The sequence below is a fragment of the Acidovorax sp. NN32 genome (genome assembly GCF_057597245.1).
Genome location: NZ_CP199679.1, coordinates 598,607 through 617,232 on the forward strand (window position 1 = coordinate 598,607; position 18,626 = coordinate 617,232).

Below are 18,626 nucleotides of genomic sequence, written 5' to 3' on the forward strand. Positions count from 1 at the left end.
CACTGCTTGTATCCCACCCGGAGACAAGCACCATGCCTTCCAAGAACCACTTTTCCACCCTCTACCTCAGTGCGCCCGATGTCATCGAGTTGGTGCAGCGCAAAGGCGTCGAGGCCTGCTTGCGCGGCATTGCCGACTACATCCAGTCCGACTTTCTGCGCTGGGGCGCGTTCGACAAATCCGCACGTGTGGCCAGCCATTCGCGCGACGGCGTGATCGAACTCATGCCGATTGCCGACGACCAGACCTATGCGTTCAAGTACGTCAACGGCCATCCCAAGAACACGCGCTGGGGGTTGCCGACCGTGATGGCGTTTGGCGTGCTGGCCGATGTAGCCACCGGCGCGCCGCTGCTGCTGAGCGAACTCACCCTCACCACCGCCCTGCGCACCGCCGCCATGTCGGCCGTGGCCGCCCGCGCCTTGGCACGCCCCGGTGCGCGCACCATGGCGCTGATCGGTAACGGCGCCCAAAGCGAGTTCCAGGCGCTGGCCTTCCACCACCTGCTGGGCGTCACCACGCTGCGGCTGTTTGATACGGACCCGGCCGCCACCGCCAAGCTGCAGGCCAACCTGCAAGGCACGGGCCTGCGCACCGTGGTCTGCAACAGCACGGCCGAGGCCGTGCGTGGCGCCGATATCGTGACCACGGTGACGGCCGACAAGACCAATGCCACCATCCTCACGCCCGGCATGCTGGCGCCCGGCATGCACATCAACGCTGTGGGCGGCGACTGCCCCGGCAAGACCGAGCTGCATGCCGACGTGTTGCGCCAGGCCCAGGTGTTTGTGGAATACACCCCGCAGACACGCATCGAAGGCGACATCCAGCAGTTGCCGCCCGACTTTGTGGTGACCGAGCTGTGGGAGGTGCTGGCAAGTCGGCACGGCGGACGGGCCAGCGACGCGGCGGTGACGGTGTTCGACTCGGTGGGCTTTGCGCTGGAGGACTTTTCTGCGCTGCGGTTCTTGCGCGATGTGGCTACTGAGATGGGCATCGGCCAGCCCATTGAGCTCATCCCTGAGCTGTCAGACCCCAAGAACCTGTTCGGGGTGCTGCTGCAGCCAACGGCTTCCGCAGCGGGCGCCTCCGCTGCCCCCTGGCTGAAAGCGGTTGCTTGACAAAGGTGCTGGCGGCTGGGCTGGGTCAGCCTCAACGCAATGCCAGCAGATCGGATTCGGCCATGAGCAAGCTGTTGGGCTCTGGGTTATGGCAAGCTAGGCCGCGCTCTGCTACGTCAACATCCCAGCGCACCAGAACTCGCCCCTCAGCGTTTGGCGGTGTCAGCACCGTGCCGGTAGCTCCGAGCCGCAGCCAATAGTTGTTTATGGGGCTGCAATCAGCGGGAGCAGCGGTCATCCCCAGAAAGGTCTGCAGCGTCACGCGGGCGCCTGGTTTGTATGAAGCGCTCATTCAATCCCGCCACACCACACTGCCCGCTGGATTGGCTCGGGTCGTCCGGAAACGGTTGGCCGGATGCTCCGGGTCTGCCATGCCAAACGAGATGCCGCAGACGATGCTGCGGTCCTCACCAATGCCCAGCACCTCGCGCAGCACGCGGGGGTAGGACGCGAGCGCGGCCTGTGCAATGGAGCCCACACCCAGGCTGTGCGCAGCAAGCATGAAGTTGCTCACATACGCACCGCAATCCACCGCACCGTAGACACCCAGCGCCTCGTCGCTGGTGACGATGGCCACATGGGGCGCGCCGAACATCGTGAAGTTCTGCGCCGCTTGGTGCGCTGAGGCCTCGCGGTCACCCTTGGCAATGCCCAGGGCTTCGTACAGGCCCCAGCCACATTCGCGCCGCCGCTCCTGGTACACGCCCCGGTATTCGCGCGGCCAGGGCAGGTCGGGCTCAGGGGCCGCTGTGGGCATGTGGGCCTGCAGCGCGCTGCGCAGGCGATCCAGCGTGGCGCCACTGGCGATGGTGAGCTGCCAGGGCTGCGCGTTGCACCACGATGCCGTGCGCTGCGCGGTGACCAGGATGGCTTCGATGGTGGCGCGCGGTAGGGGTTCGGGCAGAAACGCGCGGCAGCTGTAGCGGGTGTGGAGCAGCGTGGAGAGGGTGTCGAATGCCGTGCTGTGGGTGGCAGAGTCCGTGGCGGTGGATGTCATGGTGACGGCCCTGGTGGCTATGCCTTCTTGGTTTTGGCGGCAGGTTTGGCCGCCGCCTTGGTGCCCGGCTTGTCTGCACCTACCTCGGCTGCGTGTTTCTTCTTGTCGGCAGCGGGCTTCTTGGCGCCGGGGTGGGGTGCGTTGAGCAGGGCATCGAGCTGTTCACCAATTTCGGCCTCGATGCGGTCCTTGAACGCGCCGAACAAAAAGCCCAGCTGCGCCTTCATCTCGAACTGGTGGGCATCCACCAGCAGCGTGCCCTTGACGCCCGAGCGGGTGAATGTAAGCAGGTCTTCCGTCTCGCCCTCTTCGTAGGTGCACTCCATGTCGAATTTTTCTTCGGCCTTTTCGGCCCAGGAGAAGGCGACCTTGCGGGCCTCCTTGAAGCCCAGGTGGTGGTCGCGGTGGATATGGATGTCAGGCACCGGGTGTCTCCTTGAGGTGTTGGGTATCAGATAGAAGGGCGCGCAGTGCCTCGTGCCGTTGTGGCTGGGGCTGCTGCGTCAGTTGCCGTACGGCATCATAAAACCGGGGCCAGTCGCGGCCCTCGCGTTCGAACAGGGCTTCGAACGCGGGCACCAGTTCATCGTAGGCAGCCTGGGCGGCAAAGCTGGCGTTGTTGGCCTTGGCCACCCAGCGGTCGTAGCCCGCCACCTGGGCGGTGGTGGCTTGGGGTGCCCCCCCGCTGGATGTGTTCAGCCATTGCGTGCGCAGGGCCGCGTAACCGGTGCGGAAAGCCTCCATTGCTTCACTTTTCATAGCTGCTAGCGCTTGATCATCCAGCGCTAGAGCCTCTTTTTGTCCATAAATGGCTGCCAGCCGAGCGCGGGTGGCGCGGGTCAGCGCGCGGAAGGCGCTGCGCCGTGCCTCGCTGGTGGCAAAGGCCTTGCGGGCCTCCGGGGTGGACTGGGTTGCCAGCCACTGCGCAACGCCGATGCGCTCCACCGCCGTGGCAAAGGACTCGTTGAACAAGGTGTCGTTCTTGGCATAGACCACCTGGTGCGCCAGCTCGTGGAACAGCAGGCGAACAAAGTCGCCCTCGGGCCAGGCGACAAAGGTGGAGAGCAACGGGTCGCCGCCCGCCCAGTTCATATAGCCCAACGTGGAATACGCGGGCACGCCATACACCTCCACTTCCAGCCCCTGGGCGGCCAGCTCCGCTGCCTCGGCTTGCGCGGCAGCCTCGGTGAAGTAGCCCCGGTAGCCAATGCAACCCGTCACAGGGAAGCACCAGGTGTGCAGCGTGAGGGAGTACGGCGGCGCGGCCACCACGTTCCAGACGGCGGCGGGGCGTTTGAGGTCCGCATAGCGGCGGTAGCTGGCGTTGTCAGGCAGGCCCAGCTCGGCCACGGCAAAGGCGCGGGCGCGCTGCGCCAGTTGCAGCCGCTCGCGCAGGGCGGGGGGGATGTCGGTGCGGGCGATCCAGCGGTCGATGGGCTCGGCCGCCTGCATGATCTGCATGTGCCCCTGCACCGATTGCCAGTAGTAGCCCAGCATGCTGCTGGGGCCGGTGGTGCTGGCGCAGCCCGCCAAGGCAAGGCTGATCATGAGGGGAGATACGGCTCGCAGATGGGGGAGAAGCTGGCGCATGCGGGCAGTTTATGGGCAGATCGCGCGGGGCGTTTGAAGGGGTGTCAGCAGTGTGGCCGGTGCAGTTTCTAGAATGCAGCGCATGACCGCTGAATCCGCCCCTGACCTGCCTGCCGGCCTGTTTGCCGACGAGGCCGATTGCCCACGCTGCATCTGGTGCCAGGCCACGCCTTTCTATCGCCATTACCACGACCACGAGTGGGGGTTCCCCGTGGCGGACGACCGGCGGCTGTTCGAGAAGATCTGCCTGGAAGGCTTTCAGTCAGGCCTGAGCTGGCTCACCATCCTGAACAAGCGCGAGGGTTTTCGCGCCGCGTTCGCGAACTTCGACGCCGAGCAGGTCGCGGCCTTCGGCCCCGCCGAAGTCGAGCGCCTGGTGCAGGATGCGGCCATCGTGCGCCACCGGGGCAAGATCGAGTCCACCATCAACAACGCGCGCCGCGTGCTGGAGCTTAAGCGCGAATTCGGATCGCTGGCGCACTACGCCTGGCGCTACGAGCCGGCCGCTGCCGACCGGCCCGAGCGGCTCACGCGCGAAGTGGCGCGCACGCTGTCCACTTCGCCCGCATCCATTGCCATGTCCAAGGACCTGAAAAAGCGCGGCTGGAGCTTTGTGGGACCCACCACTGTGTACGCCTTCATGCAGGCGATGGGTCTGGTCAACGACCACCTGGAAGGCTGCCACTCGCGCCCCGCAGCGCTCGCGGCGCGGAAGGCGTTTGTGGTGCCGCGCGGTTGATCGTTCAGACCCGCGCCACGGGACGCAGCAGCCACAGCGCTCCCAACGCGGCCAGGCCCAGCAGTGTGGTGAGCCACAGGGCAGCTGCCCCGGCGCTGTCCAGCAGCATGCCAAACAGCACCGGCGCAAATGCCTGCGCCACGCGGGCGGGCACCATCATCAGGCCCTGGCGCGCGCCGTAGCCTGCTGGCCCAAACAGCACCAGTGGCAGCGTGCCCTTGGCAATGGTCAGTATCCCGTTGCCTGCTCCGTGCAGCACGGTAAATACTGCGGCAGCAGGCCCGCCCAGCACCATCAGCAGGCCCGCGCCCACGGGGTGTGCGGCGGCAGCCAGCTGGGCCGACAGCAGCGGGTGCAGGCGGCGCAGAAAACCAAACTCCAGCAGGCGCGCCGCCACCTGTGCCGGGCCCACCAGCGCCGCCAGGGCCACTGCCGCCTGCAGCGATGTGCCACTGGCCTGCAGCAGGCGAGGCAGGTGGGCTGCCATGGCGGTGCTCGTGAACCAGGTGACCGCAAACACGAAGGACAGCAGCACGGTGGTGCGCAGCGGGTGTGCTGGAGTGGGCGGGGCGGATACGGCCGGTTCTGTGGCGGGCGCTGCGATGACGTCCGTCGATGGTTCGGTAGCCTTTTCTGCAGCGTCGGCGCGCGGCAGCCAGCCATTGAGCGGCACGCCCACCAGCAAGTGCAATGCGGCCCAGCCCGCACACGCGCCGCGCCAGCCCCACTGCGTCTCCATCCAGGCCGACAGGGGCCAGCCCACGGTGCTGGCAAACCCCGCGATCAGCGTGATGCCGGTGATGGCGCCGCGTGCGCCCTGGCCGTACAGGCGCACCAGCGTGGCAAACGCGGCCTCGTACAGGCCCGAGCCCATGGCCACCCCCATCAGCACCCAGGCGGCAAACAGGCCTGCTGGGCCTTGCGCCAGCGCCATGCCCGCCAGGCTGGCGGCAAACAACAGGTTGGTACCCACCAGCACCGGGCGGCCACCGTGTTGGTCGATGGCCCGGCCCGCGAAAGGCCCGAGCAACGCCGACACGATGAGCGCCACCGAAAACGCCGCGAACACGGTGGGCGTGGATACGCCCAGGTCGCGCGCCATGGGTGCGGCCAGCATGGCAGGCAGGTAGTAGGACGAGGCCCAGGCCAGCGTCTGGGCCGTGCCCAGGCGTGCCACGGTCCAGCGTTGCGAGGCGGCGCTCATGCCGCGCGGTGGGCTGTGGTGGGGGCGCGCGAGGTTGCCTCAGACACGCTGGCCCTGCGCGTTGATGACGACTTCGCCATCCTCCTTGGTGAAGGCGCCTTGTTGGGGCGCGGGCAGGATGTCCAGCACTTTCTCGGACGGGCGGCACAGCCGCGTGCCCAGGGGCGTGACCACGATGGGGCGGTTGATGAGGATGGGGTGCTGCAGCATCGCGTCGATGAGCTGTGCGTCGGTGACGCTCGGTGCGTCCAGTTGCAGCTCGGTGAAGATCGCTTCCTTGGTGCGCACGGCGTTGATCACCGGCTCGCCCGTGGCAGCAATCAGCGCCACCAGCGTGGCACGGTCGGGCGGGGTCTTGAGGTACTCAATGACCTCGGGCTCCACGCCGCTGTTTCGGATCATGGCCAGCGTGTTGCGGGACGTGCCGCATTTGGGGTTGTGATAGACGGTGATGGCAGTCATGGTGGGTGCTGTGGATGGCTGACGGGATGGAAAGGGTTACGAATAGGCAGGTTGTTGGCGTGAAAGTTTGCCACTGTGCAGGGGCCAGCCCGGCAACTGCTCCAGCGCGTTCAGTAGTCGCTGGCCTGCATTGCCCAGCGCGTCGTCGTTGTGTACCTCTAGGCTGACAGTGCCTGGGGGCGGTGTGTAGGCCATGGCCCGTTGCACGCGGGCCTCCACCTGCTCAGGACTCTCGCGGCCCCGCGACAGTATTCGCTCGCGCAGCACCTGGGGGCTGGCGGTGATGTGCACCGCTACGAGGTCCGGGAAGCGCGCCAGGGCCTCAGGCAAGTAGGCGCGCGAGCCATTGAGCAGCACCCAGTGGCCTTGGGCCAGCGGCGCCAGTTGTGTATGCCGCACGCCGTAGCCCAGGCCGTTGGCTTCCCAGTGCAGGGCAAAGGCCAGTTCGTGGCGCAAAGCAAAAAACGTTTCGGGCGAAACACTTTCATGGGCTTCGCCGCCCTGCATGGCGAAGCGGCTGATGGTGCGCTGCGCCCAGTGCACGGGGCACGGGGTGGGCAGGTGTGCCCGCAACCAGTCCAGCAGGCTGTCCTTACCCGCGCCCGAGGGGCCCATGCAGTAGACCAGCCGGCCCGCGGTCATGCGCCCATCTCCAGGTGATCCAGCAGCACAAAGTCGGCGCCGGGTGTGGGCTCTGCGAACAAGGCCAGGCTGTTGAACTTCAGGATGGGAAGGTCCGAGAAGAACTCCTGCGCGGCCTCGAACACCAGCGCCTGCGTCTGTGTGTCCACCTGCGCCAGGCTGCCGGTGAGCGACATGTGGAATCGGAACTCGTCCAGCACAAACGGGTAGCCCCATTGCTCCAGCAGCGCGTCCTGCTGGGCAGTGAGCCCCGCCGCGCGGCGCCGGGCCAGGTCGGCGTCGGACAAGGGGGCGGCCAAAGGCTGCAGCGCCGTCACGCAGGTGGCGGCGGTCTCCTGGATCTGCGCATTGGCGGGGTGCAACGCCGGGGGCACCAGCGCCAGAAAGTCGTCGATGCGTTGCACCTGCAGGGGCGGAAGCACAAAGGGTTGCAGCCCGCGCGCCACGGACTGCACGGCCTGGTGCAGCGCGATCCAGTCGGTGCCGGGCGCCAGTGCAAACGGCGCCTTGAGCGTGGCGTGCCAGCCGTAGCGGCGGGGCGCTGCGGTCAGGCGGTGCAGGTCGTCCGCCGCCACGCCGTCGATGGCGAGCTGCTGCAGCGGCTGCAGCAGCGCGGCGCAGCGCCCCAGCCAGTGGCTGCCGGCGAGCCAGCCCAGGCTGCCCGGGTTGGGTGCGAAATAGACCGCATAGCGGTGGTGGGTGGGAGGCATGTCAGGCGTGTTCATCGTGGTCAATGGTCAGTTTCACGCGGTCGCCCGCAAACCAGGCGCGGGCCCATTCGATGGGCGTGCCTGCCAGGTCCACGTTCAGGCTCTCTACCTGCAGCACGGGGCGCGACGTGGGCTGGCGCAACTGGGCGGCCACTTCGGCGCTGGGCAGCTCGGCGGTGATGCGGCTTTCGCGGCGCGTGTAGTCGGCCACGCCGTGGGCGGTGAAGCCTGCGGTGATGGAGCCCGTTTCGCGCACAACGGCCGCCAGGTTCTCGAAGCGGGGCAGGGGAAAGTAGCGCTCGCTGATGTGCAGGGGCTGGCCCTCGGCGTCGCCCCGCACGCGCAGCGCCAGCAGCGGGCTGCGCGCGGGCACCTGCAGCGCCTTGGCCAGCGCCGCCGTGGCGCGCATAGTCTGGGCCTGCAGCACCACCAGGCTGCCGCGCAGACCGGCCTGTGCCAGGCCCTGCTGGTGGCGCGTGCGCTTGCCCAGCACCAGGTCCACCGCAAAGTCTTCCACATAGGTGCCACTGCCCTGTGTGATGCGCACCAGCCCTTGGCTGCACAGGCTGGCGAGCGAGCGGCGGATGGTGTGGCGGTTCACGCCGAACTGCTCGGCCAGCGCGTGCTCCGAGGGCAGTCGCTGGCCTGGCGGATAGACGCCGCTGCCGATGGCCTCGGCCAGCTCGGCAGCTATGCGCGTCCAGAAGCTGTCGCGCGCGGGGCGCAGTGGTGGTGCTTGCGAGACCTGTAGCGAGGGCGTGAGAGAGGTGGTGCTGGCTGTCATGAAACCTACATGCGCGCTCTTTAAGCTGGCGCCAGTTGTTCAATTTGTCTATACAACTTTCAGGGTACCACTTCCATGTTTCAAGCCTTTGACAACCCGGGGCCGGGCCGCCCCCTGGGCCGCGCGCAGTGGATGGCGCTGCTGGCCCGGGCGCCGCTGGGGCTGCTCGAATCTGCGTTGCACGAGCACGCCACGCGCCCAGCGCGCTGGCTGCGTGCACCAGAGACCGGCCTGATGATGGTGCAGGGCCGCGCCGGTGGCACGGGCGAGCGCTTCAACCTGGGCGAGGTCACCGTCACCCGCTGCGCGCTGCGCGTGGCCGACGCATCGGACGCCGCCGAGGCCACTGTGGGCGTAGCCTACGTGCTGGGCCGGTCGCACCGCCAGGTGCAGCTGGCGGCCCTGGCCGATGCGCTGCTGCAAGACCCTGTTCAGCAACCGGTGCTGGACGCACAACTGCTCGAACCCATCCGCAACCACCTGCGCAATACGCAGGCCGAGCGCCAGGCGCGGGCTGCCAGCACCAAGGTGGACTTTTTCACCGTGGCGCGCGAGAGCGGTGCAGACAACGACGAGGACACCGAATGAGCACGACCCCCTTGGCATCGCTGGGTGCCGGATTCTCGAACGAAGCTTTTGGCAGCCAGGCGGTGTTCCGCGCCGTGCTGCAGGCGCTGTCGCACCCCGGTCGCACGGTGGCGGTAGAACACGACGCGCAAGCTCCTGCCGTGGTGCATGCCGCATCGGCTGCCGTGCTGCTGGCACTGCTCGACAGCGACTGCACGTTGTGGCTCTCGCCCAGGCTGGCAGCCAGTGATGCCGGTGCCTGGCTGCGCTTTCACACGGGCTGCACTGTGGTGGCCGACGCTGCGCAGGCTCGTTTTGTGTGGGTGGCGCAGGGTGATGCGCTGCCTGCCCTGAACTGTCTGGCCCTGGGTACCGACATCTACCCCGATCAGTCAGCGACTTGCGTGGTCGATGTATCGCGTGCCGCCACCACGGTGGACGCGAGTGATGCGTGGCACTTGCGTGGCCCCGGCATCCAGGAGGTGGCGGCCTTGCAGGTGGATGGTTTGCCCGACGACTTCGAGGCCCAGTGGGCGGCCAACCATGGGGTGTTTCCACGCGGTGTGGATCTGCTGCTGGCCACTGCAGACCACATCGTGGGTCTGCCACGCACCACGCGGGCAACGCGCGGTGCCACTGCCCTTCAGGAGGCCTGAGCATGTACGTAGCCGTCAAAGGCGGAGAAGCCGCCATTCTCAACAGCTACCAGTTGCTGGCCCGCCAGCGCAGGGGCGATGCCGCACAGCCTGAACTCTCGGTAGCGCAGATCCGCCAGCAGCTCAAGCTGGCGGTGGACCGCGTCATGACCGAGGGATCGGTGTACGACCCCGAGCTTGCGGCCCTTGCCATCAAGCAGGCAGCAGGCGACCTGGTGGAAGCCATCTTTTTGCTGCGCGCCTACCGCGCCACGCTGCCGCGCCTGGGCACCACCTGCGCGCTGGACACCAGCCGCATGGTGCTGGACCGGCGCATCTCCGCCACCTTCAAGGACCTGCCGGGCGGCCAGGTGCTGGGCCCCACCTACGACTACACGCAGCGCCTGCTGGACTTCAAGCTGCTGGCCGAAGGCCCGGTGGCGCCGCCTGCCGCTGCGCCAGCTGCGGTGCCACCCGGCCCCACCCCCCGTGTGGTGGATCTGCTCAACCAGGAAGGCTTGATCGAAACCCGCCCCGTGCCCCCGGGCGACCCCGCGCCCACGGACCTGACGCGCGAGCCGCTGCGCTTCCCTGCCAACCGGGCCACGCGCCTGCAAAACCTGGCGCGCGGCGACGAGGGCTTCCTGCTCGCCATGGCGTATTCCACGCAGCGCGGCTATTCGCACTCGCACCCGTTTGTGGGTGAGGTGCGCCTGGGCACGGTAGCGGTGGAGGTCGTACCCGAAGAGCTGGGCTTTGCCATCGAGATCGGTGACATCGAGATCACCGAATGCGAAATGGTGAACCAGTTTGCGGGCAGCAAGAGCCAGCCCCCGCAGTTCACGCGCGGCTATGGCCTGGCGTTTGGCCACAGCGAGCGCAAGGCCATGGCCATGAGCCTGGTGGACCGCGCCCTGCGTGCCGATGAGCTGGGCGAGCCGGTGGAGTCGCCCGCACAGATGCAGGAGTTCGTGCTGGGCCACAGCGACAGCCTGGAGGCGTCTGGCTTCGTGCAGCACCTGAAGCTGCCGCACTACGTGGACTTTCAGTCCGAGCTGGAGCTGGTGCGCAAGATGCGCGCCGCTGCAAACCCCGCCACCACCGAACAGGGAGATGCCGCATGAACGCCCCCATGGAACCCGCCGTGATGGGCTTGCCCGCCGACGCTGCACCGGTGGACGGCCACTTCAACTTTGCCTACCTGGACGAGCGCACCAAGCGCATGATCCGCCGCGCCATCCTGAAGGCGGTGGCGATCCCCGGCTACCAGGTGCCCTTTGGCTCCCGCGAAATGCCGCTGCCCTATGGCTGGGGCACGGGCGGCATCCAGGTCACCGCGTCCATCATCGGCCCAGAGGATTGCCTCAAGGTCATCGACCAGGGATCGGATGACACGGTCAACGCGGTCAACATCCGCCGCTTCTTCGAGCGCACCACGGCCGTGGCGACCACCACCCGCACGCGCGAGGCCACGCTGATCCAGACACGCCACCGCATCCCCGAGACACCGCTGACCGAAGGCCAGGTCATCGTCTACCAGGTGCCCGTGCCCGAGCCCATGCAGCGCCTGGAGCCACGCGAGACCGAAACGCGCACTCTGCATGGCCTGGCCGAGTACGGGCTCATGCACGTCAAGCTCTACGAAGACATCGCACGCTACGGCCACATCGCCACCACCTACGACTACCCCGTGCTGGTCAACGGCCGCTATGTGATGGCGCCGTCGCCCATCCCCAAGTTCGACAACCCCAAGATGCACATGAACCCCGCGCTGCAGCTGTTTGGCGCGGGCCGCGAAAAGCGCATCTATGCCGTGCCGCCCTATACGCCGGTGGAGAGCCTTGGTTTTGAGGACCACCCGTTCGAGGTGCAGCGCTGGGATGCTGCTTGCGCGCTGTGTGGCGCCACCGACAGCTTTCTCGACGAGGTCATCACCGACGACCAGGGCGGGCGCATGCATGTCTGTTCGGACTCGGATTACTGCCACGAGCGCCAGGCGCAGCAGGCCGAAACGGCGCAGGTGGAAGGCGGCGCGGCATGAGCGCCGTGCACATTCGCGAAGCCCGGCAGGCCGACCTGGAGAGCGTGCTGGTGCTGTATGCCGCCATTGAAGACAGCCCGGTCGACCTGCTGACCCTGGAAGAAGCCGAGGCCGTATGGTCCCAGTTCGCCCGCTACCCCAGCTACCGCCTGTGGGTGGCCTGCGACCCCGCGCAGCACGGCGCCGTGGTGGGCACCTATGCGCTGCTCGTCATGCACAACCTGGCGCATCGGGGCACGCCCTCGGCCATCGTGGAAGACGTGGTGGTGGCACAGGACCAGCAGGGCCGAGGCATTGGCCGCCAGATGATGGCCCACGCCATGCAGCAGGCGCGCGACGCGGGCTGCTACAAGCTCGCGCTCTCGTCCAACGCCCGCCGCAAGGGCGCGCATGCCTTCTATGAATCCCTGGGCTTTGCGCAGCATGGCCTGAGCTTTGTTGTCGAGACCCTCACATGAATCACCCCGAACCTTCTGCGCCGCTGCTGAGCGTGCGCAACGTCAGCAAGCGCTATGGCGACCGCGTGGCGCTGCAAGGCGCGTCCTTTGACCTGTGGCCCGGCGAGGTGCTGGCCGTGGTGGGCGAGTCGGGCTCCGGCAAGTCCACGCTGCTCAACGCCATTGCAGCACGCAGCGCCCCGGACGAAGGCACGGTGCAGTTCCGCCAGCGCAGCGGCGAGCTGCAGGACATCTACGCCATGACAGAAGCGCAGCAGCGCCTGCTGGCGCGCACCGACTGGGGCTTTGTGCACCAGAACGCGGCGGACGGCCTGCGCATGGATGTATCCGCCGGTGCCAATGTGGGCGAGCGCCTGATGGGCCTGGGCGAGCGCCACTATGGCCGCCTGCGCGCCACGGCCACGGAATGGCTGCAGCGTGTGGAGATCGATGCCGCGCGCATCGACGACGCACCACGCACGTTTTCGGGCGGCATGCGCCAGCGCCTGCAGATTGCCCGCAACCTGGTCACGCAGCCACGCCTGGTGTTCATGGACGAACCCACCTCGGGCCTGGATGTGTCGGTGCAGGCGCGCCTGCTGGACATGCTGCGCCAGCTCACGCGGCAGATGCAGTTGGCGGCCATTGTGGTCACGCACGACCTGGCCGTGGCACGCCTGCTGGCCCACCGCATGGTGGTCATGCAACGCGGCCGCGTGGTGGAAGCGGGCCTGACCGACCAGGTGCTCGACGACCCGCAACACCCCTACACCCAGCTCCTCGTTTCTTCGGTACTGCAGCCATGAACCAGCCTTCCATTGCGCCCATTCTCCAGATGCAAGGGGTGACCAAGCGCTTCACCCTGCACCACCAGAACGGCATCGAACTGCCTGTGCTTGCCCAGGTGGACCTGGCCGTGCAGCCCGGTGAATGTGTGGTGCTGGACGGCCCCTCGGGCATGGGAAAGAGCACGCTGCTCAAGATGATCTACGCCAACTACCGGGCCAATGCGGGGCGCATCACGGTGCGCTCGGCCGATGGCGCCGTGGTGGATGTGACACAGGCCACGCCGCGTGCGCTGGTGCAGCTGCGGCGCGACACCGTGGGCTATGTGAGCCAGTTCCTGCGGGTCATTCCGCGCGTGTCGGCGCTGGACGTGGTGGCCGAACCACTGGCGGAAGACGCCGGAGACGACCCTGCGGGCATCGAGGCCGCGCGCGAGGCCGCCCGCCAGTGGCTGACCCGCCTGCGCATTCCCGAGCGGCTGTGGCACCTGCCGCCCGCCACCTTCTCGGGCGGGGAGCAGCAGCGCATCAACATTGCCCGCAACATGATCAAGCCCAAGCCGTTGCTGTTGCTGGACGAGCCCACCGCATCGCTCGATGCAGCCAACACCGAGACGGTGATCGCCATGATCCGCGAGGCGGTGGCGCGCGGGGCGGCCCTGGTGGGTATCTTTCACGACGCGCAGGTGGGCGCTGCCGTGGCCACACGCCGCGTGAATGTGGGCGACTTTCGGGGAGCATCGGCATGACCGCGACCGTGTTCAAGAACGCTCGCATGGTGCTACCGGGCGAAGTGGTGCACGGCAGCTTGCAGGTGGAGGGTGGGCGCATTGTGTTGCTGGATAGTGGGGGCACTGCGGCCCTGCAAGGCATCGACCTGGGGGGCGACTACCTGCTGCCCGGGCTGGTCGAAATCCACACCGACAACTTCGAGCGCCACCTGATGCCGCGACCCAAGGTGCAATGGGCCGAGATGCCCGCACTGCTGGCGCACGACGCCGAGATTGCGGCCGCAGGCATCACCACGGTGCTGGACGCGCTGGGCGTGGGCGAGGCCGATGTGGACAGCCTGCGCGGCAGCGCCTGGAACCGTGTGCTCGACACCATCGACACCTGCACCGAGCGCAACCTGCTGCGGGCCGACCACCACCTGCATGTGCGCTGCGAGCTGCCTGCGCCCAACACCATCGACCTGTTCGAGCCCTTCCACGGGCACCCGCGCCTGTCGCTGATCTCGCTGATGGACCACACCCCGGGCCAGCGCCAGTGGGAGAACATCGAGCAGGCACGCACCTACTACACCGGCAAGAAGGGCTGGAGCGCCGAGAAGTTCGAGCGCCAGGTGGCGCACGCCGCCACGCTGCAGGCGCAGTACGCCGAGCCACACCGTGCGTACTTTGTGGATTACTGCCGCACACACGGCATCTCGCTGGCCAGCCACGACGACACCACGGTGGCCCATGTGGAGCAGGCCCATGCCGAAGGGGCCGCGATGTCGGAGTTCCCGACCACACTGGCCGCAGCCCAGGCTGCGCACGAGCGGGGGCTGCTCACCGTGATGGGCGGGCCCAACGTGGTGCGCGGTGGTTCGCACTCGGGCAACGTGGCGGCGGCCGATCTGGCGCGCCGGGGGCTGCTGGACATCCTCTCGTCCGACTATGTGCCCGGCAGCCTGCTGAGCGCGGTGATGCGGCTGGTGCAGGACGACATCCTGCCCCTGCCACAGGCCGTGGCCACCGTCACCTGCAACCCCGCCAAGGCCGCGGGCATGGCCGACCGGGGCGCGCTGGCGCCCGGCCTGCGCGCCGACCTGGTGCAGGTGCACATGGCTGAGCTGCCTGATGGCGGTCGCCAGGCCGTGGTGCGTGGGGTGTGGCGCGAAGGGCAGCGCGTCCTGTAGAGCGCGTGCAGGTCGTTTCCTGACATCCAAACTTCTCCCAACTGTCAAAGCACTGTCACGCCCGACCACCACACTCCGGTTGTCTAGACGACTTATTCCGTTTCCAAATCATCCGTGTCGTTGTTGCTTCGCCTTGCCGTGCTACAGCACTGTCTGCGGCTTCGCGCCTAGACACGAATGATTTGAAAACGGAATTAACCCCCCCAAGGAGGCTGCCATGACCGCCGCACTGCACATCCACCAACTGAACAAGCATTTCGCCAACGGCAAACACGCCCTGCGCGACATCAACCTCACCGTGCAGCGCGGCGAGATGGTGGCGTTGATCGGTGCATCGGGCTCGGGCAAGTCCACCCTGCTGCGCCACGTGGCGGGTCTGGTGGTGGCCGATGCGTCCAGCGATTCGCTGATCGAGGTGGACGGCCGCTGCGTGCAGCAGGGCGGGCGCATCCACAGTGACATCCGCAAGGTGCGTTCCCAGGTGGGCTTTGTGTTCCAGCAGTTCAACCTGGTGGACCGCTTGCCGGTGTTGATGAACGTGCTGGTGGGCCTGCTGCACCGCACGCCCTGGTGGCGCGGCTGGCTGCGCATGTTCAAGCCGCAGGAGCGCGCGCTGGCGCTGGAAGCGCTCCACCGCGTGGGCATTGCCGAATGCCATGCACAGCGTGCGTCCACCTTGTCCGGCGGGCAGCAGCAGCGCGCGGCCATTGCCCGCACGCTGGTGCAGGGCGCCAAGGTGGTGCTGGCCGACGAGCCCATCGCCTCGCTGGACCCCGAATCCTCGCGCAAGGTCATGGACATCCTGGCCCGCATCAACCGCGAGGACCGCTGCACCGTCATCGTGTCGCTGCACCAGGTAGATGTGGCCATCAAATACTGCCCCCGCGTGGTGGCGTTGCACCACGGCCAGGTGGTGTACGACGGCCCATCGGCGGCCCTCACGCCCGCACTGCTGCGCAGCCTCTATGGCGTGCACGCCGACGAAATTCTGTCGGATGCAGCGGGTGCCCCCACAGCACCCGTGCACGCCCCAACACCCGTCCCACAGTGGGCGCCCGCCATGGTCCAGGCCGCCTGAACGGTCTTTTTGTTTCTTTTCAATTCCTTTCTCTGGAGTTTTCAACATGTTCAAGAAACTGTGTGCCGCCCTGACGATCGGGCTGGGTTTGACCACGGGCGCGTTGGCCCAGGACATCAACTTCGGCATGATCTCGACCGAGGCCTCGCAAAACCTCAAGGCCGACTGGCAGCCCCTGCTGGATGACATGGCCAAGCAGACCGGTCTGAAGATCAATGCCTTCTTTGCATCAGACTACGCAGGCCTCATCGAAGCCATGCGCTTCAACAAGATGCAGGTGGCCTGGCTGGGCAACAAGTCGGCCATGGAAGCCGTGGACCGCGCCAACGGCGAAGTCTTTGCGCAGATGGTGAACGCCGACGGCACGCAGGGCTACTACTCGCACCTCATCGTGCACAAGGACAGCCCCCTGGCCACCCTGGATGACGTGCTCAAGAACGGCAAGTCGCTGAGCTTTGGCAACGGCGACCCCAACTCCACCTCGGGTTTCCTGGTGCCCGGCTACTACGCCTTTGCACAGAACAAGATCGACGCGAAGACGCACTTCAAGATCACGCGCAGTGCCAACCACGAGACCAACGCGCTGGCTGTGGCCAACAAGCAGGTCGATGTGGCCACCAACAACAGCGAGAACCTGGAAAAGATCAAGGAGCGCCAGCCCGAGAAATTCAAGGACATCAAGATCGTCTGGACCTCGCCCCTGATTCCGCTGGACCCGCTGGTGATGCGCAAGGACTTGCCTGAGGCCACCAAGACCAAGATCCGCGACTTCTTCTACAACTACGCCAAGACCGATGCGCGCGAGAAGGAGATCGTGATGAAGATCTCCAAGCTCTCGGGCTTCAAACCATCGACCAATGCCCAGCTCACCCCCATCCGCCAGCTGGACCTCTTCGGCAAGCGCAACAAGATCGAGGCCGACGCGACGCTGGCCGATGCCGACAAGAAGACCCGCCTGGCCGAGATCGACCAGCAGCTGGCGTCGTTGAAGTAATTCGTAGGTTTCTTGTTGCGGCCCGGGTGTCTCCATGTCCTCTGCTTTGAATCCCTCGCTGGCCACACTGGCCAGCACCTCGTCGCCCAAGCGCAGCCTGGCCTGGTACCTGTCGTGGGGCATCCTGCTGGTGTTGCTGGCGGCGTCCTGGAAGGGCGCCGACATGCGCCCGCTCGACCTATGGAACGATTCGGGCAACATGGTCAGCTATGCGGCGGAGTTCTTTCCGCCCAATTTTGCACAATGGCAGATCTATGTGCAGGAGATGCTGGTCACGCTGCAGATTGCGCTGTGGGGCACGGCGCTGGCGGTGGTCACCGCCGTGCCGCTGGCACTGCTGGCCTCGTCCAACATCGTGCCCTGGTGGGTGTACCAACCAGTGCGCCGCGTGCTGGACGCCTGCCGCGCCATCAACGAAATGGTGTTTGCCATGCTGTTTGTGGTGGCCGTGGGCCTGGGGCCTTTTGCGGGCGTGCTGGCGCTGTGGATCCACACCTCGGGCACCTTGGCCAAGCTGTTCTCCGAAGCCGTGGAGGCGATTGACCCACAGCCGGTGGAAGGCATCCGTTCCACCGGTGCGAGCGCACTGCACGAAATCATCTACGGCGTGATTCCGCAGGTCATGCCGCTGTGGATCTCGTACACGCTGTACCGCTTCGAGGCCAACGTGCGCTCGGCCTCGGTGGTGGGCATGGTGGGCGCCGGAGGCATTGGGGTGGTGCTGTGGGAAATCATCCGGGGCTTCCAGTACGCCGAGACCTGCGCCGTGATGCTCATCATTGTGGTCACGGTGAGCGTGATCGACCTGGTGTCGGCCCGCATCCGCAAGGCATTGGTCTAGTAAGGAAAGACGATGGCATTGAGCCTTGAAGACATTGCCCACCTGCTCTCCACTCGGGGCGTGAACCAGTACGGCCGCGAGGCGGTCAGCCAGCTGGAGCATGCGCTGCAGTGTGCGCAGTGGGCCGAAAAATCGGGTGAAACCCCGGCCACTGTCGTCGCTGCCCTGCTGCACGACCTGGGCCACCTGCTGGCGCCCGGGGGCGACACGGCCGAGCAGGACGACCTGCACCAGTACATGGCCATCCCGTTCTTGCGGGGCCTGATGCCCGACGCGGTGCTGGAGCCCATCCGCCTGCATGTGGATGCCAAGCGCTACCTGTGCACCATGGAGCCGGGGTACTGGGAGACACTGTCGCCCGCATCGCAGCACAGCCTGGTGCTGCAGGGCGGGCCCTTCACGCCCAAAGAGGCGATGCAGTTTGCGGCCCAGCCCTTTGCGCAGGAGGCCATCCGCCTGCGCCGCTATGACGACCATGCCAAGGTGCCGGGGTTGGTCACGCCCCCGCTGGGCTACTACATGGCGCTGGTGCAGCGGCTGGCGCCAGTTCCAGCGGCGGTTGCCGCTGCGGCTGAACTCGCCACGGTGGCTGCGTAAAAAGCCGCGCGACCAAGCCGAGGCCGCCCCTACGCATCAACCTCCCTTGTCGCCATTCACCCAGCCCAGGTCCAGCGGCCGGTCCTCGAATTCGGTATTCAGGACCACGGTGCTCGTGGTGCGCGCCACGCCGGGAATCGCCTTGATCTGGTAGAGCACGTCCTCCAGCCCGCGCGCGTGCGTGGTGCGGATCTTGGCCAGGAAGTCGTGCTCGCCAGCCACGCTGTGCAACTCCTCCACCTGGGGGATACCGCGCAGGCGCGGCGCAATGTCGCGGCAGTGCGCGCCGCCATCGTTGCGGATCGCCACAAACGCGGTGAAGTTCAGCCCCACGCGTTCCGGGTCCACGCTGATCGAAAACCGGCGAATCACGCCCTTGTCCAGCAGCTTCTTCACGCGCTCGTGCACGGCGGCGGTGGACAGTCCCACTTCGGCCCCCACATCGGCATAGGAACGTCGGCCATCGGCGCCTAGCGCCGAAATAATTCTGGCGTCCATGTCA

Annotated in this window: 24 protein-coding genes; 14 read left to right on the forward strand and 10 right to left on the reverse strand. The window is 66.9% G+C overall.

Annotation, left to right across the window (positions count from 1 at the left end; all coding sequences use genetic code 11):
* Positions 1-32 precede the first annotated feature (32 nt).
* Entirely contained in the window at positions 33-1,121 is a 1,089-nt protein-coding gene (locus tag ACT89O_RS02820; protein ID WP_487261750.1) for an ornithine cyclodeaminase, read from the forward strand.
* Positions 1,122-1,152: 31 nt separating this feature from the next.
* Here ACT89O_RS02820 and ACT89O_RS02825 read toward each other — a convergent pair whose 3' ends face one another.
* Genes ACT89O_RS02825 through ACT89O_RS02840 form a run of 4 tightly spaced genes read right to left on the reverse strand, consistent with a single transcriptional unit; the run spans position 1,153 to position 3,708 of the window.
* Positions 1,153-1,383: a hypothetical protein gene (locus tag ACT89O_RS02825; RefSeq protein ID WP_487261751.1), complete on the reverse strand. Its 231-nt coding sequence runs from the start codon at positions 1,381-1,383 to the stop codon at positions 1,153-1,155.
* A gap of 30 nt (positions 1,384-1,413) precedes the next feature.
* Positions 1,414-2,118: a nitroreductase gene (locus ACT89O_RS02830; protein ID WP_487261752.1), complete on the reverse strand. Its 705-nt coding sequence runs from the start codon at positions 2,116-2,118 to the stop codon at positions 1,414-1,416.
* 17 nt (positions 2,119-2,135) lie between these two features.
* On the reverse strand, positions 2,136-2,543 hold the full coding sequence (locus ACT89O_RS02835; RefSeq protein ID WP_487261753.1) for a polyhydroxyalkanoic acid system family protein: 408 nt from the start codon (positions 2,541-2,543) through the stop codon (positions 2,136-2,138).
* Positions 2,536-3,708 carry an aminopeptidase gene (locus ACT89O_RS02840; RefSeq protein ID WP_487261754.1) on the reverse strand — a complete coding sequence of 391 codons (1,173 nt, stop codon included), beginning with the start codon at positions 3,706-3,708 and terminating at the stop codon, positions 2,536-2,538. Before ACT89O_RS02840 ends, ACT89O_RS02835 begins: the two co-directional genes overlap by 8 nt.
* 73 nt (positions 3,709-3,781) lie before the next feature.
* On the opposite strand from ACT89O_RS02840, the gene ACT89O_RS02845 reads away from it, so the two are divergent.
* The gene (locus ACT89O_RS02845) at positions 3,782-4,447 is read left to right on the forward strand and encodes a DNA-3-methyladenine glycosylase I (protein ID WP_121422093.1); all 666 of its coding nucleotides are present in this window, start codon (positions 3,782-3,784) and stop codon (positions 4,445-4,447) included.
* Positions 4,448-4,451: 4 nt separating this feature from the next.
* Here the strand turns inward: ACT89O_RS02845 and ACT89O_RS02850 are convergent, their stop codons facing one another.
* Genes ACT89O_RS02850 through phnF form a run of 5 tightly spaced genes read right to left on the reverse strand, consistent with a single transcriptional unit; the run spans position 4,452 to position 8,249 of the window.
* Positions 4,452-5,651, reverse strand: coding sequence for an MFS transporter (locus ACT89O_RS02850; RefSeq protein ID WP_487261755.1), 1,200 nt, complete (start codon positions 5,649-5,651; stop codon positions 4,452-4,454).
* 39 nt (positions 5,652-5,690) lie between these two features.
* A complete protein-coding gene (gene arsC / locus ACT89O_RS02855) occupies positions 5,691-6,113 on the reverse strand; it encodes an arsenate reductase (glutaredoxin) (protein ID WP_218298997.1) in 423 nt (140 codons plus the stop codon).
* A gap of 36 nt (positions 6,114-6,149) precedes the next feature.
* On the reverse strand, positions 6,150-6,755 hold the full coding sequence (gene phnN, locus ACT89O_RS02860; protein WP_487261756.1) for a phosphonate metabolism protein/1,5-bisphosphokinase (PRPP-forming) PhnN: 606 nt from the start codon (positions 6,753-6,755) through the stop codon (positions 6,150-6,152).
* Entirely contained in the window at positions 6,752-7,480 is a 729-nt protein-coding gene (locus ACT89O_RS02865; RefSeq protein WP_487261757.1) for a DUF1045 domain-containing protein, read from the reverse strand. Before ACT89O_RS02865 ends, phnN begins: the two co-directional genes overlap by 4 nt.
* Positions 7,467-8,249, reverse strand: coding sequence for a phosphonate metabolism transcriptional regulator PhnF (gene phnF, locus ACT89O_RS02870; protein WP_487261758.1), 783 nt, complete (start codon positions 8,247-8,249; stop codon positions 7,467-7,469). The genes ACT89O_RS02865 and phnF overlap by 14 nt, the downstream gene beginning before the upstream one ends.
* 75 nt (positions 8,250-8,324) lie before the next feature.
* Here phnF and phnG point away from each other — a divergent pair, with 75 nt between their 5' ends.
* The 12 genes from phnG (at position 8,325) to ACT89O_RS02930 (ending at position 18,124) form a co-directional block, all read left to right on the forward strand.
* Positions 8,325-8,837, forward strand: coding sequence for a phosphonate C-P lyase system protein PhnG (phnG, locus tag ACT89O_RS02875; RefSeq protein ID WP_121422099.1), 513 nt, complete (start codon positions 8,325-8,327; stop codon positions 8,835-8,837).
* Positions 8,834-9,472: a phosphonate C-P lyase system protein PhnH gene (gene phnH / locus ACT89O_RS02880; protein WP_228897535.1), complete on the forward strand. Its 639-nt coding sequence runs from the start codon at positions 8,834-8,836 to the stop codon at positions 9,470-9,472. Before phnG ends, phnH begins: the two co-directional genes overlap by 4 nt.
* Positions 9,473-9,474: 2 nt before the next feature.
* Positions 9,475-10,575, forward strand: coding sequence for a carbon-phosphorus lyase complex subunit (locus ACT89O_RS02885; protein ID WP_487261759.1), 1,101 nt, complete (start codon positions 9,475-9,477; stop codon positions 10,573-10,575).
* A complete protein-coding gene (locus ACT89O_RS02890; protein WP_487261760.1) occupies positions 10,572-11,492 on the forward strand; it encodes an alpha-D-ribose 1-methylphosphonate 5-phosphate C-P-lyase PhnJ in 921 nt (306 codons plus the stop codon). The genes ACT89O_RS02885 and ACT89O_RS02890 overlap by 4 nt, the downstream gene beginning before the upstream one ends.
* Positions 11,489-11,950 (forward strand): N-acetyltransferase family protein, encoded by a 462-nt coding sequence (locus ACT89O_RS02895; RefSeq protein WP_487261761.1) that lies wholly within the window; start codon positions 11,489-11,491, stop codon positions 11,948-11,950. The genes ACT89O_RS02890 and ACT89O_RS02895 overlap by 4 nt, the downstream gene beginning before the upstream one ends.
* The gene (gene phnK / locus ACT89O_RS02900; RefSeq protein ID WP_487261762.1) at positions 11,947-12,735 is read left to right on the forward strand and encodes a phosphonate C-P lyase system protein PhnK; all 789 of its coding nucleotides are present in this window, start codon (positions 11,947-11,949) and stop codon (positions 12,733-12,735) included. Before ACT89O_RS02895 ends, phnK begins: the two co-directional genes overlap by 4 nt.
* Entirely contained in the window at positions 12,732-13,463 is a 732-nt protein-coding gene (gene phnL / locus ACT89O_RS02905) for a phosphonate C-P lyase system protein PhnL (RefSeq protein WP_487261763.1), read from the forward strand. The genes phnK and phnL overlap by 4 nt, the downstream gene beginning before the upstream one ends.
* Positions 13,460-14,614 carry an alpha-D-ribose 1-methylphosphonate 5-triphosphate diphosphatase gene (locus tag ACT89O_RS02910; RefSeq protein WP_487261764.1) on the forward strand — a complete coding sequence of 385 codons (1,155 nt, stop codon included), beginning with the start codon at positions 13,460-13,462 and terminating at the stop codon, positions 14,612-14,614. The genes phnL and ACT89O_RS02910 overlap by 4 nt, the downstream gene beginning before the upstream one ends.
* Positions 14,615-14,831: 217 nt before the next feature.
* Positions 14,832-15,692 (forward strand): phosphonate ABC transporter ATP-binding protein, encoded by an 861-nt coding sequence (gene phnC, locus ACT89O_RS02915; RefSeq protein WP_436130391.1) that lies wholly within the window; start codon positions 14,832-14,834, stop codon positions 15,690-15,692.
* Between the two features lie 46 nt (positions 15,693-15,738).
* Complete coding sequence (gene phnD, locus ACT89O_RS02920; RefSeq protein ID WP_055399982.1) at positions 15,739-16,686, forward strand: phosphonate ABC transporter substrate-binding protein; 948 nt, start codon at positions 15,739-15,741, stop codon at positions 16,684-16,686.
* A gap of 34 nt (positions 16,687-16,720) precedes the next feature.
* Positions 16,721-17,527, forward strand: coding sequence for a phosphonate ABC transporter, permease protein PhnE (gene phnE / locus ACT89O_RS02925; RefSeq protein ID WP_146870132.1), 807 nt, complete (start codon positions 16,721-16,723; stop codon positions 17,525-17,527).
* A 12-nt stretch (positions 17,528-17,539) separates the two neighbouring features.
* On the forward strand, positions 17,540-18,124 hold the full coding sequence (locus tag ACT89O_RS02930; RefSeq protein WP_487261765.1) for a phosphonate degradation HD-domain oxygenase: 585 nt from the start codon (positions 17,540-17,542) through the stop codon (positions 18,122-18,124).
* Positions 18,125-18,160: 36 nt separating this feature from the next.
* On the opposite strand, the gene ACT89O_RS02935 is transcribed toward ACT89O_RS02930, so the two are convergent.
* The gene (locus ACT89O_RS02935) at positions 18,161-18,622 is read right to left on the reverse strand and encodes an Lrp/AsnC family transcriptional regulator (RefSeq protein WP_056059735.1); all 462 of its coding nucleotides are present in this window, start codon (positions 18,620-18,622) and stop codon (positions 18,161-18,163) included.
* Between the last annotated feature and the right edge of the window lie 4 nt (positions 18,623-18,626).